The sequence below is a fragment of the Betaproteobacteria bacterium genome, from assembly GCA_009377585.1.
Lineage (GTDB): Bacteria > Pseudomonadota > Gammaproteobacteria > Burkholderiales > WYBJ01 > WYBJ01.
Window position 1 is genome coordinate 13,911 of record WHTS01000083.1, and the last position, 14,214, is coordinate 28,124.

13 protein-coding genes are annotated in these 14,214 nt (G+C 64.9%); 9 read left to right on the forward strand and 4 right to left on the reverse strand.

Features of this window, described 5'->3' with window-relative positions; translation table 11 throughout:
• Nucleotides 1-13: 13 nt before the first annotated feature.
• On the forward strand, nucleotides 14-1,030 hold the full coding sequence (locus GEV05_21600; protein MPZ45932.1) for a zinc-binding dehydrogenase: 1,017 nt from the start codon (nucleotides 14-16) through the stop codon (nucleotides 1,028-1,030).
• A gap of 112 nt (nucleotides 1,031-1,142) precedes the next feature.
• Nucleotides 1,143-1,574: a hotdog fold thioesterase gene (locus GEV05_21605; GenBank protein ID MPZ45933.1), complete on the forward strand. Its 432-nt coding sequence runs from the start codon at nucleotides 1,143-1,145 to the stop codon at nucleotides 1,572-1,574.
• A 284-nt stretch (nucleotides 1,575-1,858) separates the two neighbouring features.
• On the opposite strand, the gene GEV05_21610 is transcribed toward GEV05_21605, so the two are convergent.
• Nucleotides 1,859-2,782: a 3-hydroxyacyl-CoA dehydrogenase gene (locus GEV05_21610; GenBank protein ID MPZ45934.1), complete on the reverse strand. Its 924-nt coding sequence runs from the start codon at nucleotides 2,780-2,782 to the stop codon at nucleotides 1,859-1,861.
• Between the two features lie 333 nt (nucleotides 2,783-3,115).
• Between GEV05_21610 and GEV05_21615 the strand changes: the two genes are divergently transcribed.
• The 4 genes from GEV05_21615 to GEV05_21630 all read left to right on the forward strand — a co-directional run bounded on the left by GEV05_21615 (nucleotide 3,116) and on the right by GEV05_21630 (nucleotide 8,244).
• A complete protein-coding gene (locus GEV05_21615) occupies nucleotides 3,116-4,081 on the forward strand; it encodes an ATP-binding cassette domain-containing protein (GenBank protein MPZ45935.1) in 966 nt (321 codons plus the stop codon).
• A gap of 109 nt (nucleotides 4,082-4,190) precedes the next feature.
• Nucleotides 4,191-4,928, forward strand: a complete 738-nt coding sequence (locus tag GEV05_21620; protein MPZ45936.1) for an ABC transporter permease — start codon at nucleotides 4,191-4,193, stop codon at nucleotides 4,926-4,928.
• A 251-nt stretch (nucleotides 4,929-5,179) separates the two neighbouring features.
• Nucleotides 5,180-7,096, forward strand: coding sequence for a hypothetical protein (locus GEV05_21625; protein ID MPZ45937.1), 1,917 nt, complete (start codon nucleotides 5,180-5,182; stop codon nucleotides 7,094-7,096).
• Nucleotides 7,093-8,244 carry a DUF4340 domain-containing protein gene (locus tag GEV05_21630; protein MPZ45938.1) on the forward strand — a complete coding sequence of 384 codons (1,152 nt, stop codon included), beginning with the start codon at nucleotides 7,093-7,095 and terminating at the stop codon, nucleotides 8,242-8,244. Before GEV05_21625 ends, GEV05_21630 begins: the two co-directional genes overlap by 4 nt.
• A gap of 311 nt (nucleotides 8,245-8,555) precedes the next feature.
• On the opposite strand, the gene GEV05_21635 is transcribed toward GEV05_21630, so the two are convergent.
• Nucleotides 8,556-9,458, reverse strand: coding sequence for a substrate-binding domain-containing protein (locus tag GEV05_21635; GenBank protein ID MPZ45939.1), 903 nt, complete (start codon nucleotides 9,456-9,458; stop codon nucleotides 8,556-8,558).
• A 113-nt stretch (nucleotides 9,459-9,571) separates the two neighbouring features.
• Here GEV05_21635 and GEV05_21640 point away from each other — a divergent pair, with 113 nt between their 5' ends.
• A complete protein-coding gene (locus tag GEV05_21640; GenBank protein MPZ45940.1) occupies nucleotides 9,572-10,180 on the forward strand; it encodes a glutathione S-transferase in 609 nt (202 codons plus the stop codon).
• A gap of 83 nt (nucleotides 10,181-10,263) precedes the next feature.
• Entirely contained in the window at nucleotides 10,264-11,346 is a 1,083-nt protein-coding gene (locus GEV05_21645; protein MPZ45941.1) for a 3-deoxy-7-phosphoheptulonate synthase, read from the forward strand.
• Nucleotides 11,347-11,387: 41 nt separating this feature from the next.
• On the opposite strand, the gene GEV05_21650 is transcribed toward GEV05_21645, so the two are convergent.
• Nucleotides 11,388-12,599 carry a CoA transferase gene (locus tag GEV05_21650; GenBank protein MPZ45942.1) on the reverse strand — a complete coding sequence of 404 codons (1,212 nt, stop codon included), beginning with the start codon at nucleotides 12,597-12,599 and terminating at the stop codon, nucleotides 11,388-11,390.
• Between the two features lie 55 nt (nucleotides 12,600-12,654).
• Nucleotides 12,655-13,542, reverse strand: coding sequence for a methyltransferase domain-containing protein (locus GEV05_21655; protein MPZ45943.1), 888 nt, complete (start codon nucleotides 13,540-13,542; stop codon nucleotides 12,655-12,657).
• 214 nt (nucleotides 13,543-13,756) lie between these two features.
• On the opposite strand from GEV05_21655, the gene GEV05_21660 reads away from it, so the two are divergent.
• Nucleotides 13,757-14,212: a DUF1178 family protein gene (locus GEV05_21660; GenBank protein ID MPZ45944.1), complete on the forward strand. Its 456-nt coding sequence runs from the start codon at nucleotides 13,757-13,759 to the stop codon at nucleotides 14,210-14,212.
• Nucleotides 14,213-14,214 lie beyond the last annotated feature (2 nt).

Consider the following 14,214-nt stretch of genomic DNA (forward strand, 5'->3'; position numbering starts at 1 on the left):
GAGAGATCAGGCAATGAAAGCGGCGGTCATACGCCAACACGGCGGGCCGGGCTCGATCGGTGTGGAGAACGACTTCCCCGATCCCAAGCCCGCACCCGGCGAAGTGGTGATCGCGGTCAAGGCCGCGACGCTCAACTATCACGACATCTTCACCCGCCGCGGCATGCCGGGGATCAAGGTGCCGATGCCGTGCATCATGGGACTCGATTTCGCCGGCGAGATCGCAGAAATCGGCCCGGGCGTGGATGGCAACTGGCGCGTCGGCCAGCGCGTCATGGTGGATCCGGTGGACCGCGTCGGACCGGGCGGGCTGCTGGGCGAGATGCGCCCGGGCGGGCTGGCGCAATACTGTGCCGTTCCCGCCCATCACCTGGTCGAATTACCGGCCGAGGTTTCGTACGAAGCCGCAGCCGCGCTGCCGGTTGCGTACGGCACGGCGGTTCGCATGATGCACACGATCGGCCAGGTGAAGCAGGGCGAGAGGGTGCTCATCCTCGGCGCTTCGGGCGGTGTCGGCACCTGCTGCGTGCAGCTCGCCAAGCTCGCGGGTTGCGAAGTCATCGCCTGCGCTTCCAGCGAATCGAAATTGAAGCGCCTGGGCAGCCTCGGCGCCGACCACCTGGTCGACTACACGCAGCAGGACTTCGTGAAGTGGGTGTTCGAGAAATGGGGCAAGCCGCACCGGCGCAAGTTCGAGGGCGGCGTCGACGTGGTGGTGAATTTCACCGGCGGCGACACCTGGGTCAAATCGCTGCGCGCCTTGCATCGTCGCGGCCGGCTGCTGACCTGCGGCGCCACCGCCGGCTACGATCCGAAGGAAGACCTGCGCTTCATCTGGACCTTCGAGCTGCAGGTGCTGGGCTCCAACGGCTGGATGCGTGAAGACCTGCATCTGCTGCTCGACATGATCCGCGACGGGCGCCTGAACCCGGCGATCGACCGGGAGCTGCCGCTCGAACAGGTGAACGAGGCGTTCCGCCTGCTGGAAGAGCGGGAAGTGTTCGGCAAGGTCGTGCTGAAAGCGGTGTAGCAATGAGCGAGCAGCCAGCGAAAAACTGAGCGCGGTTCAAGTCAAGGCGGTGCAGCGATGAGCGAAGCAGCGAGCGAAAGACTGGTGCGGTCGAAGTCAAGGCGGTGCAGCGATGAGTGAAGCGGCGAGCGAGAAACTGAGCGCGGCCGAAGTGCAGGCGCTGTTCGATGCCTCTCCCTTCATCGGCTTCCTCGGCTTGCAGGTGGTGTCGGTCGATCACGACGCAGCCGAAATCCAGGTGCGCATGCCGCTGCGGCCCGAGCTGGAACGCCGCCGCGGCACCAAGCAGTTCCATGGCGGTCCGATCGCCTCGTTCGTCGACACCGTGGGCGATTTCGCGATCGGCATGGCCGTCGGCGGCGGAGTGCCGACGATGAACCTGCGCATCGATTATCTGCGGCCTGCGGTCGGCGACTCGCTGCTCGGTACGGGACGTGTGCGCCGCGCGGGAAAGACTGCCGCGGTGATCGACGTCGATGTCAGCGACGAGCAGGGGCGGCTGGTCGCGATCGGACGCGGGACGTACTCGAGTCAGCGGGGGTAGTTGTCAGCCGGCGCGCGGTGCTTCGAAAACCACACCACCCCGCCTCCTTCGCCGGCACCCCGCCTCGTGAGAGGCGGGGAAGATTCAAAGCATTCCCCTCCTCATGGGGGCCGGGAAGATTCAAAACATTCCCCTCCTCATGAGCAGTATTAGCCCCGCAGGCGGGCAGGCGCGGTTAAGAAACCTGGTTGGGTTTCTTGAGAGAGGCCGGGAAGATTCAAAACATTCCCCTCCTGCGAAGGAGGGGCTGGACGCGACAACGTCGCGGACGGGGTGGTCCAGAACTACTTCTGCTCCGACTGCAAAATCTCGAAAGCGGCGTGCAGCGCCTTTTCGTACTTGGTCTTCTCGCGCGCAATTTCGTCTTCGGACCAGGTCCACAGTCCTTTCCTGGCCTTCATGCCGATCTCGCCCTTCTGCACCATCGTCCTCAGCATCTCGGGCGGCGCGGACGCATTCGACAGGCTCGGATAAATGCTGCTGCCGGAGAAGTAGTTGGTGTCCCAGCCCGACATCTCCTTCTGCATGAGCGGACCGCAGGCAACGAAGCGGAAACCGAAGCCGTAACGCACGGTGGCGTCGATGCCTTCCGCGGTCGCGATGCCGTTGTCGAGCAGCCAGAACGCTTCCCGCAGGAGCGCATGCTGCATGCGATTGGCGAGAAAGCCGGGGATGTCCTTCTTCACCACTACCGGAACCTTGCCGGCCGACTTCATGGTCGCTTCCACCTGCTCGGCCACCGCCGGGTCGGTGAACTCGGCGCAAATCACTTCGACCAGCGGAACGATGTGCGCCGGCATGAAGAAATGCGCGCCGCAGACCCGGGCCCGCGTGCGCAGGTGCTTGCCGATCTCGGTGACGGGGAAGCTCGAGGTGTTGGTCGCGAGCGGCACGTCGGGACGTGCGAGCGTTTCCAGTTCGGCGAACACGCGATGCTTGAGCGCGAGGTCTTCGGTGACGGCCTCGATGACGAGCTCGATCGAGCTCCATGGGAGCTCTGCAAGCTGCGTGTACGCGCGCACTGCGGAGCCGAGTGCTGCGTCGGCGCCCAGCCGCTCGAGCCCCTTGGCCACGCGCCCGGGCAGTGCGTCGCGCGTCTTCTGCGAGGGACTCATCACGTGCACGTCCCAGCCCGCCACGGCGAAGCTGGTTGCGATGTCCCCGCCCATGATCCCGCCACCGATGATGGTGACGCCCCTGTTGGCCATTGCGCAATCCTCTGCTCGCTGGTTGATCAGGCGCGATTATAGGCGTCGCCGGGGCGCGACCTCATGGAGGCGCCGGCCGCCGCATGCGCGGGTGGCGCGAACTTCGAACCGCCGCGGCGGTCCCTGGTTTTGGCCTCGCCGAGCTTATCGTGTAGACTTCGCCGCTTTCAGTTTGCGCGGTAATTCAGCGAGATATGGAATCTCGCGTAAGAGACACGTAAGCATTGCGTAAGCACACGGAGGAGTGCGATCGGAATCCGACGCCGCCACCGGACGCCCGTTATGACATCCGGATGACCTCGGCCAAACCGATCGTCGACTAGAGGGCAAGCAATGATCAAGGTCGAAAATCTCGTCAAGAATTTCGGCCCCAAGCTCGCGGTGAACGACGTGTCGTTCAATGTCGAGCGGGGCGAAGTACTGGGCTTCCTCGGTCCCAACGGGGCCGGCAAATCCACCACGATGCGCATGGTCACGGGTTTCATTCCGCCGACCACGGGTCGCATCCAGGTCGGCGGCTACGACATGCTCTCCAATCCGATTCCGGCCAAGCGCCTGATCGGCTATCTGCCGGAGAACGCGCCGTCGTATACCGACATGAGCGTGCGCGGGTTCCTCCACTTCACGGCCGAGATGCGCGGCATCTCGGGCGATGCGCGCAAGCGCTCCGTCAACCGCGCGGTCGAGCTTTGCATGCTGGAGAACGTGCTCTACCAGAACATCGACACGCTCTCCAAGGGCTATCGGCACCGCACCTGCCTCGCTCAGTCGATCATTCACGATCCCGACATCCTCATCATGGACGAGCCCACCGACGGGCTCGATCCGAACCAGAAGCACGAAGTGCGCAACCTCATCAAGCGCATGGGCGCCAACAAGGCGATCATCTTCTCGACCCACATCCTGGAAGAAGTCGACGCCGCCTGCTCGCGCGTCATCATCATCGATCGCGGCAAGATCGTCGCGAACGGAACGCCGGACGAGCTGCGCCGCCGCTCGCACCTCGCCGGCGCGGTGTCGGTCGTGGTTTCCGGCGTCACCGCGGCACAGTTGAGCGAAGGGCTGAGCGCCATCGAGTGCGTCGCGCGCGTCGAGACCCTGGTCGAGACACCCGACCAAGCAACGGTGCGCGCTTATCCGCACGCGCCCGAACGCAAGCCCGAGCTGGTGCGCGCGGTGATGGAGCTGGTCGCACAACGCCAATGGCGCATCGAGGATCTGCGCACCGAGGAAGGCCACTTCGACGAAGTGTTCCGCTCGATCACGCTGCCCGACACGATGAAGGAGGTGCGGCCATGAGCGGCTTCCCGAGCCTCGTGAGGTTTTCCCCCTCACCCCTAGCCCCTCTCCCGGAGGGAGAGGGGAACGTCGAGGCGCTTGCGCGCCGGCTGCAAGAGGAGGTGCGGCCATGAGCGGAGGCGTCATGACGATCGTCAAGCGCGAGCTCGTGGGTTACTTCGTCTCGCCGGTGGCCTATGTCTTCCTCGTGATCTTCCTGCTGCTGACCGGGTTCTTCACATTCACCGTCGGCAACTTCTTCGAGCGCGGCGAAGCCTCGCTGGTGTCGTTCTTCACCTGGCACCCCTGGCTGTATCTGTTCCTGGTGCCCGCCGTGGGCATGCGGCTGTGGTCGGAAGAGCGGCGGCTCGGGACGATGGAACTGCTGCTCACCCTGCCGATCGCGACCTGGCAGGCGATCGTCGGCAAGTTCCTCGCCTCGTGGATCTTCCTCGCGATCGCGCTCGCGCTCACCTTCCCGGTGATCATCACGGTCAACTGGCTGGGCGATCCGGACAACGGAGTCATCGCCTCGGGCTACGTCGGCAGCGCCCTGCTCGCGGGCTCGTACCTGGCGGTGAGCTGCATGACCTCGGCCATGACGCGCAACCAGGTGATCAGCTTCATCCTCTCGGTGCTGATCCTGCTCTTTCTCATCCTGTGCGGTTACAACCCGGTGACCGATCTGCTGTCGCGCTGGGCGAGCCCGCAATTCGTGCACGTCGTGGCCTCGTTCTCGGTCATGACCCATTTCGACGCATTCCAGCGCGGCATTCTGGACGTGCGTGACGTCGTGTTCTTCGCGTCGCTGATCGGCTTCGCGCTCTTCACCACCGGCGTCATCATCCGCGGCTTGCGCGCGGGCTAGCCTGGATATTTCACCGGGCCGGCCCGGTTGGGACGATGTCTTGATTCACAAGCGATAAGGTATCCATGGATAACAAAGCATTTTGCACCGTCGGCCTGCAAACGCGCTGGCGGCCGATTTGCGGCCATTTTGGGCATGCCTGTCTTGCCAATAGGCTAGCTATTGACTGCGCCGGCCGAGCCCAAACTGACTCGCAACTCGACTCGCCATCATCGCGTGCCCCGATGAAATATCCAGGCTAGGAGGGACACATGCAAAAGAAAGGACTGCAAACCTTCCTGTACTCCACTGCCGGAGTGATCGCGCTCGCGCTGATTCTGATCGCGCTGAACTACATCTTCTCGCCGCTGCGCGCGCGCGCGGACCTGACCGAAGGCAAGGTATTCACGCTCTCGGAGGGCACGCGGGCGATTCTCACCCAGCTCGAATCGCCGGTGAAGATTCGCTACTACTACACGCAGGGCGAAGCCACTCCGGTCGGCTTGAGAACCTACGCCCAGCGGGTGGAAGATCTGCTGAACGAGTTCAGCTCAGTCTCCAGAGGCAAAGTCATCGTCGAGAAATACAACCCGCAGCCCGACTCGGACGCGGAGGAGTCGGCGATGCTCGACGGCATCGAAGGCCAGATGCTCAACACGGGCGAAAAGTTCTACCTCGGCCTGTCGGTGAGCCAGCTCGACGACAAGGTCGCCATCCCGGTTCTCACCCCGGAGCGCGAACGCCTGCTCGAATACGATCTGACGCGGGCGGTGGCGCGGGTGTCGACGGCCAAGAAGCCGGTTGTGGGCGTGATGAGCGCGGTCCCCGTGTTCGGCCGCGGCCTTTCGCCGCTCGCGATGCAGGAGAAGAAGGGCCTCACCGAGCCGTGGGTGCTCATCTCCGAGCTCCAGCGCGACTTCGAGCTGAAAGAGGTTTCGATGAACGCGGAGACGGTCGACCCTGAAATCCGGGTGCTGCTCGTCATCCATCCGCGCGACATCACCGAAACCACGCAATACGCGATCGACCAGTTCATCATGCGCGGCGGCAAGCTGATCGCCTTCATGGATCCGTACATGTACTTCGACCAGCAGCGCGACATGCAGAATCCATTCGGCGGATCGCAAGCCGGCCAGTCCTCGCTCTATGCCTTGCTGAAGGCGTGGGGCCTGGACATGGACATGTCCAAGGTCCTGGCTGACATGACCTATACGAGCGGCGAAGGTCCGCGCCTGCTGCCGACTCTGCTCAACCTCACAGGCAGCGCGCTCAACCCGGACGACCCGGTCACCAGCCAGCTCGGCTCCCTGCTGTATGCGTTCGGCGGCTACTTCAAGGGCAAGCCCGTCGAAGGTCTGGACATGTCGGTGCTGTTCCACAGCTCGCCCAACAACATGCCGGTCGATCTCATCATCGCCACCCTCACCGGCGAGCCCTCGACCAAGGGCTTCGAGCCGACCAACACCGAGCAACCCCTCGGCATACGGCTGACGGGCAAGTTCAAGAGCGCGTTCCCGGACGGACGGCCGAAGGATCCGTACGCGGAGATGCAAAAAGAGAAGGATAAGGAGAAAGGCGTCGAGGCGAAGAAGCCCGAGCCGGCCGCGCCGCATCTGAAGGAAGCGAAGGAAGAAACGACCGTCGTTCTGGTCGCCGACGCCGACATGCTCACCGACAATGCCGCGGTCGACATCCAGGATGTGTTCGGCCAGCGCGTCATCGTCCCGCGCAACGGCAACCTGAACCTCGCGCAGAGCCTGGTCGAGCAGCTCGCTTCGGATCACAACCTGATCGGGCTGCGCAGTCGCGCCGCGTTCACGCGGCCGCTGACCGTGGTGCGGGAGATGGAATCCAAGGCGCAGGAAGCGTACCTGGGCAAGATCAAGGCGCTCGAGGACGATCTGCAGCAGACCCAGACGACGCTCGAAGACATTCAAAGGCGACGCGGCGACGCGAAGGACAAGGGACCGGTGGTGCTCACGCCCGAGCAGCAGGACGAGGTCGACGCATTCCGCAAGCGTGCGACCGAAACGCGCGGGGAGCTGAAGACGCTGCGCCGTGACTTGCGCCAGGACGTCGAATCGCTGCAGTTCTGGAGCAAGGTGATCAACATCGGCGCGATGCCCCTTCTCATCGTGCTCATCGGCGTGGGCATCGCGCTCGCCCGCAGGAGGCAGGTACAGCCATGAGTCGCAAGCACGTTCTCGTTCTGCTGCTGCTGGTGCTGGTGATCGGCGGCATCGGCGTGGTCATGTTCAAGCGCGATATCGATGCCTGGAGCGGCCCCGACAAGCGCCTGGGCGAACGCGTGCTGCCGAAGCTCGACGTGAGCGAGATCGCGCAAATCCATATCAAGCACAAGAAGGACGAGCTCAATGTCGTATACCAGGACGGCACATGGCGGGTGAAGGAGCGCGGCGGCTTCCCGGCCGACCCCGCTCTCGTCTCCGAGCTCACGTTCAAGGCACGCGAGTGGAAGGTCGTCCAGAGCGAGCCGATTACCGAGGCACAGCGTCCCCGCGTCGACGTGGCGCCGCCCGAAGCTGAAGAGGGCGCGTCCACGCTGCTCGAGTTCCGCGACAAGGAAGGCAAGGTCCTCGCCACGCTGTACCTGGGCAGGAAGCATCTGGGCAAGCCGCCGCTGCAGGTCAAAGGCTTCGACAAGGGCCAGCCCGACGGCCGCTACCTGGTGACCGGCGCCGATCCCAAGACGCTGATGGTGGTGTCCGACCCGATGAACAACGTCGTGCCCGATGCGCAGAAGTGGATCTCGAAGGAATTCGCCAAGGTCGACCGGATCAAGCACCTGAAAGTCGACAGCGGCGATCCAGCCACGAGCTATGAGCTGTCACGGGAAGAGGAATCCGGCGACTGGCTTCTGGCTGGTGTGCGCGCCGACCAGACCAATCCGTCGGCGGCGGTCAGCGCCACCAACGCGCTGTATACCCTCTCGTTCGTCGACGTCGCGCCCGATTTGAAACCGGCCCAGCTGGAAAAACCCGCTCGCATCACGGCGGAAACCTTCGACGGCTGGAGCTACACGATGCAGGCGGCGCCCAAGCCGGGCGACGATGCGCACATGCACTTCACGCTCGCCGTGACCGGTGACGTGAAGCGCAGCGAGCGCAAGCCGGTCAAGGACGAAAAGCCGGAAGAGAAGGAAAAGCGCGACAAGGAGCACGAAGAGCGCTTCAAGCGCCTGGAGGCTCAGCTTGCGCGCGAGAAGACCTTCGACCAGTGGGTATTCGTGGTCGACCGCAAGATGCTCGCGCCGCTGTTGCGCAGCCGCTCGCGCTTCATCGAAGAGCCGGAGAAGCCGGCGCCGGGGAAGAAGTAGCCGCTCGTTGGCCGCCCTTTTCCCCGCCTCTCGGGCGGGTGGCGGGAAGCGCCGGGGTGGTGTGGTTCTCGGTTTGGACCACCCCGTCCGCGACGTTCCACGTCGCGTCCCGCCCCTCCTCGACGAGGAGGGGAACATCTTCTCTCCCCGCCTCTCTCAAGAAACCCAACCAGGTTTCTTAACTGCGCCTGCCCGCCTGCGGGCTAATACTGCTCACGAGGCGGGGTGCCCGCGAATGCGGGCGAGGTGGTGTGGTTCTCGCCCTCGAACCATCCCTCCTCGCATTTTGGTGGCGTGTCCACCTGCACAACTCAAACCGACGCGACGACATCTTCCCAGAGAGGACACTCGCGCTCACCGAGCGGCCGCTCCCAGGGCGCGCAGTTGGACGCATCCACGACCTGCACCGGCAGCAGGATCTGCGCCGGCACGCGCTCGCCGCGCAGATGCCGGATCGCGGCCTCGGTCGCGACGCGGCCCATCTTGGTCGCATCGAAGTCCACGGTCGCGAGCAGCATCCCGCGCTTGATTGCAGTGATCGCTTCCGGCAGCGCATTGACTCCCACCACCGGGATCATTCGGCCGGCCGCGGTCATCGCGTCGATGGCCCCGAGCGCCATGACGTCGTTGGCGCATAGCAGGCCGTCGATCCGGACGCCGCGCGCAAGAAGCTCCTGCGTCACCTGCTGGGCGGTTTCTTGCTGATAGTCGCCCGCGCACTGCGCCACGATGACGATGCCGGGATGGCGGCCGGCAGCCTCGAGAAATCCTTCGAGCCGCGTCCGGCTGGTGATCGAGCCGGGCGTGCCCTGCATGACGACCACGTTGCCCGTGCCATTCAAATGCACGAACAGCCGCTGGGCCACGGCGATCGCGAGCGCGCGGTCGTCCGAGCCGACGAAGGCGATGCGATTGCCGCGGTGCATGCGATTGATGAAATTCACCAGCGGGATGCCGGCTGCATCGATCGAGCCGATTGCGCCGTCCACCGCACTTTCATGCACGGGGGTGAAAACGAACGCATCCGGGCGGGCTTGCAAAGCCTGTGCCACCAGCGCGATCTGCTGGTCGATGTCGTCCGGCGCTTCGGGCACGAAGTGGCATGTCCGGGCGCCGAGCCGCTGCGCAGTCCGATCGGCGCCGAGCCGAGCCCCCGCATAAGCCGGGTTGGTGCGGTTCTTGGTGAATACCGCAATCAATGGTTCGCTTGGCATGGTCTTCGTCGAGTTCCTCGGCCGCTTGGGCCTCGTCCGTATCCCGCATTGCCGGCACGCAATGCTCAGGTTAGCATGCGCGCATACGATCTTAGTTCCACAGGAGTCTCGTCATGCGCATGCGCGTCAACCCGGCCTCGCCCTTTGCCCGCAAGGTACGCATCGTGGCCCGCGAAGCGGGCCTTCCGCAACGCCCGGAGGAGATCGAAACCGCCGTCTCGCCGGTAACGCCGAATGCGGATCTGGCCGGCGCCAACCCATTGGTGAAGATTCCGGCGCTCATCCTCGACGACGGGTCGACTCTGTACGATTCGAGGGTCATCGCGGAGTATCTCGCCTCGCTGGGGAGCGCGCGCCTGTTCCCTGCGTCCGGTCCGGAGCGCTGGAACGCGCTGCGCCTGCAGTCGCTTTGCGACGGCATCCTGGATGCGGCGGTGCTCACGCGCTACGAGACCGCAGTGCGGCCGGAGCCGTTGCGATGGAACGACTGGATCGCGGGCCAGCGGCGCAAGATCGACGGCGGGCTCGGTGCCCTGGCGCATGAGCACGGCTCCTGGAACGACCGGTTCGGTATCGGGCAGATCGCAGCGGCCTGCGTGCTCGGCTACCTCGACTTCCGCTATCCCGATATCGATTGGCGCGCATCGCACCCCGGCCTGAAAACCTGGTTCGCCCGAGTGTCGGAGCGAAGCTCGGTGCGCGATACGATGCCGCCCGCCTAACATATCGAGAGGCGGCAACCCGCTACGGCACGACCGAGTCCGTGCCAGGCAAGATGAGTGTTCAGGCCCTGGGAAGGAACATCATGCAGGCCTCGATTACCGAGCCGATCGACGATCTGCGCGTGCGCGAGATCGACGAGCTCGTGTCCCCTGAAACGTTGTTCGAAGAGCTTCCGGCCACCGCGGCGGTATCGGCGACGGCGCGCAGTGCCCGCCAGGCCATCCATCGGGCCCTGACCGGGGCGGACGATCGCATGATCGCCGTGGTCGGCCCGTGCTCGATTCACGACCAAGCCGTTGCGCTCGATTACGCCCGCCGCCTGGCGGGCGAGGCAAAGCGGCTCGAAGCCGATCTGCTGGTGGTGATGCGGGTCTATTTCGAGAAGCCACGCACCACGGTCGGCTGGAAGGGCCTCATCAACGACCCGGCGCTGGACGGCACCTACCGCGTGAACGAGGGCCTGCGCCTGGCGCGCAAGCTCCTCATCGACATCAACAGCCTCGGCCTGCCCACCGGCCAGGAATTCCTCGATCCGATCACGCCGCAATACCTGGCCGACCTGGCCGCCTGGGGTGCGATCGGCGCGCGCACCACCGAAAGCCAGGTCCATCGCGAGCTCGCCTCCGGTCTGTCGTGCCCGATCGGCTTCAAGAACGGCACCGACGGCAACGTGCGCATCGCGGTCGACGCCATTCGGGCAGCACGCCATCCGCACCGCTTCCTCGGCGTCACCAAGGCCGGCCGCTCGGCAGTGGTCGAAACCACCGGCAACGAGGACTGCCATCTCATCCTGCGCGGCGGCAAGGAACCGAACTACGACGCCGCATCGGTTGCCTCCGCGTGCGCCGAGCTGGCGGCTGCCGGCCAGACGCCGCAAGTGATGGTCGATGCCAGCCACGGCAACAGCCGCAAGCAATATCAGCTGCAAGTCGAAGTCATGGCCGAAGTCGCGCGCCAGGTGGCGCAAGCGGAAAACCGCATCGTCGGCGCCATGGTCGAATCGAACCTGGTAGCCGGGCGCCAGGATCTGGTCGCGGGCAAGCCGCTGGAATATGGCGTCAGCATCACCGACGGCTGCATCGCCTGGGAGGACACCGTGCGCGTGCTCGACATGCTCGCCGGGGCAGTGCGCGAACGGCGGCTCAAGCTCGCGCAGGCGGACTGAACCGCAGCTGCCCAAGCGACCGCCGTGACCGGCAGCGCGATTTACTTGTCGAGCCGCCCGTCGATGACCCCACCGTTATCGACCAGCGCCGCGATCTCGCTCTCGCTCAACCCCGCCTCCTGCAGCACCTCCAGACTGTGCTGGCCGAGCTTGGGCGCTCCTTGCCACGCGGCGCGAGGACTGAACGAGGTCTTGTTAGGCAGTCGCATGTTGCGGATCTCGCCTTCGGTCGGATGCTGGCGCATCTGAAAGAACCCGATTTCCGCCAGATGCGGGTCTTGCATGAGGCTGTCGAGCGTGTGGTAAGGCATCGCCGGCACGTCGAGACGATCGAAGATCTCGACCCACTCGGCGGTGGTCTTCTGCAGCAGCCCCTCGGCGCGGATGGCGAAGTAGTCGCGCACGTTCTTGAAGCGCGCGGCCACGCTGTTGAAGCGCGGATCGTCCTTCAGTTCCGGGCGGCCGATCGCGTCGAACACCGCAAACGCCTGGGCGTTGGTGTTGGCGGTGATGCAGACCCACGAATCCTTGGTCTTGAGCGGCCGGGCGTTCGGGTCGATCAGGCGCGGATCGCCCACCGGCCCCAACGGCGGCTCGAAGGTCTTGAGGTACATGTGCTCCTCGAGCACGTACTTGGCCATGTTCTCGAACATCGGGATCTCGATCGCGGAGCCTTCGCCGCTGCGGCTGCGGTGAAACAGCGCGAGCAGGATCATCTGCGTGGCGATGAGACCGACGCTGCGATCGGCCATCACCATCGGCAGATAGCGCGGTTCGCCCAGTGCCATGTGGTTGAGCGCCGCCACCCCGGCCGAACCCTGGATGATCGAGTCGTACGCCGGCTTGTTGCGATAGCGCCCGTCCTGGCCGAAGCCGAACATGCCGACATAGATGATCTGCGGATTGACGGCCTTCACGTCTTCGTACGCCAGGCCCAGTCGCGCCATCGCCGGCGGACGCACGTTCCACACCAGCACATCCGAAGTCTTCAGCAGCCGCTGCACGGCCTCCTTGCCTCCGGGCTTCTTCAAATCCAGCGCGAGCGAGCGCTTGTTGCGGTTCAGCTGCACGAACTTGCCCGACATGAGTGGCGTGACGCCGCGACCGGCGAGGGTGCGTGCGATATCGCCGCCGGGCGGGGCCTCGAGCTTGATGACGTCGGCGCCGTAGTCTGCCAGCATCTGCGTGCACAGGGGGCCGACCACAACCGAGGTCATGTCGACGATTCGGATGCCTTCGAGAGGTGCCTTCATGGTGTTGCGCTCGCTTGCTGGCTTGTTGGAAGTCGATGTCGCTGGATACTACTTCTCACGACTTGCCCGGCGCGGGCCGAATTCGCCGGGTTGCGAGCCAGCGCAGCGGTTTCACGGCTTCGCTGCTGCTGACTTCGCCTTCGATGGTATCGCCCAGCACGCGGCCGGTGTAGTTGTAACGCACGCCGTAGCCGGGCCGTTGCTCTTCGAGCAGCGTGAAGCGCAAACGCGCGCCTTGCAAGCGGGCATTGCGGATCCGAAAGCGCTGCTTGCCGGTGCTCGCCCATCCGCTGACGCGCTGGAATTGCTGATTCAGTTCGAGCTCGACGCGTTGCGTGCGCCCATTGCGCATTTCCGCCCAGGCCCACTGTCCGACAACCTGCGCCGGCACGATCCATAACCGCAAGGCGCTCGCGGTTTGCGCGTCGAACTCGTCGGCTTCCCACTCGCCCATGTCGAAGGCGTTGGCGACGATACGGGTACCGGGCGCAAGTTCGAGCAGCTTGGGCCGCAGCCGCATGTTGAGCTCCGGCAGCAGATAGAGCGTGACGACCGTCGCCGGCGTGAGATCGGTCTGGAAAATGTCCCGAACGTAGAACCTGGCCCGATCCGCGACGCCGGCCTGGCGTGCCCGGTGCTGCGAAAGCTTCACCATGTCGGGATTGAGATCGACGCCGAAGCCCCGGGCGCCGTAGCGCTTCGCTGCGGCAATCACGATGCGCCCGTCGCCCGAGCCGAGGTCGATCAGAAAATCGTCCGGCCCGACTTTCCCCAGCGTGAGCATGCGCTCGACCGCGCGCTGCGGCGTCGGGACCCAGATCACGTCCTTGCCGGCCTGGCCAATTTCCGGCTTGTAGGGCTCGGGCGCGTCGAAGCCGCCGGCGGCTGCCGGGTGCAGCAGCACCGCGGCGGAAATCAACGCTCGCAGCGCGAGCGCGCGCATGGAATGAAACACGCCGTAGGAAACCCTGCTCGAAGCCGCTCCGCGCCGGCGGCGGGTGGAGTCGGGCGCAGTATAGCAGCGAGCGCCGGACGGGCTACCGCGCAACGGCCACGAGCGATCACGCCTTGCCCGTCAAGTCCCGCAAGCGGCGGCCGTTACAGCGTGTGGGAACTACGCATCTGATAGTATGGGGCTGATCCGGACACCAATGACCGTGAAAGTATTCGATCTGCTCTGCGCCAACGACCATCGCTTCGAAGGATGGTTTGCCTCCGGCGCGGACTACGAACAGCAGCGCAGCCAAGGCTACATTGCCTGCCCGATGTGCGGCGACAGCCAGGTGGTCAAGGTTCCGGCCGCTTCCTACGTCAACACCCGGGTGAGCGATCGCAGCGTCAAGTCCGAGCCGGACGACGCGGCCCCGCCCGCGCGGCCGCAATACGCCAACTTCCGTTCCTCGGTCCTGGCCAAGGTGGTCGAATACGTGGTCAAGAACACCGAGGATGTCGGGCGCGAATTTCCCGAGGAAGCGCGCAAGATCCACTACGGCGAGAGCCCGGAACGCAAGATTCGGGGCACGGCCTCGGCGCAGGAAGTGGGCGAGCTGCGCGAGGAAGGCATCGAAGTGGTGGCACTGCCGGTCACCATACCGGCCGGCAAGCGTCACTAGCC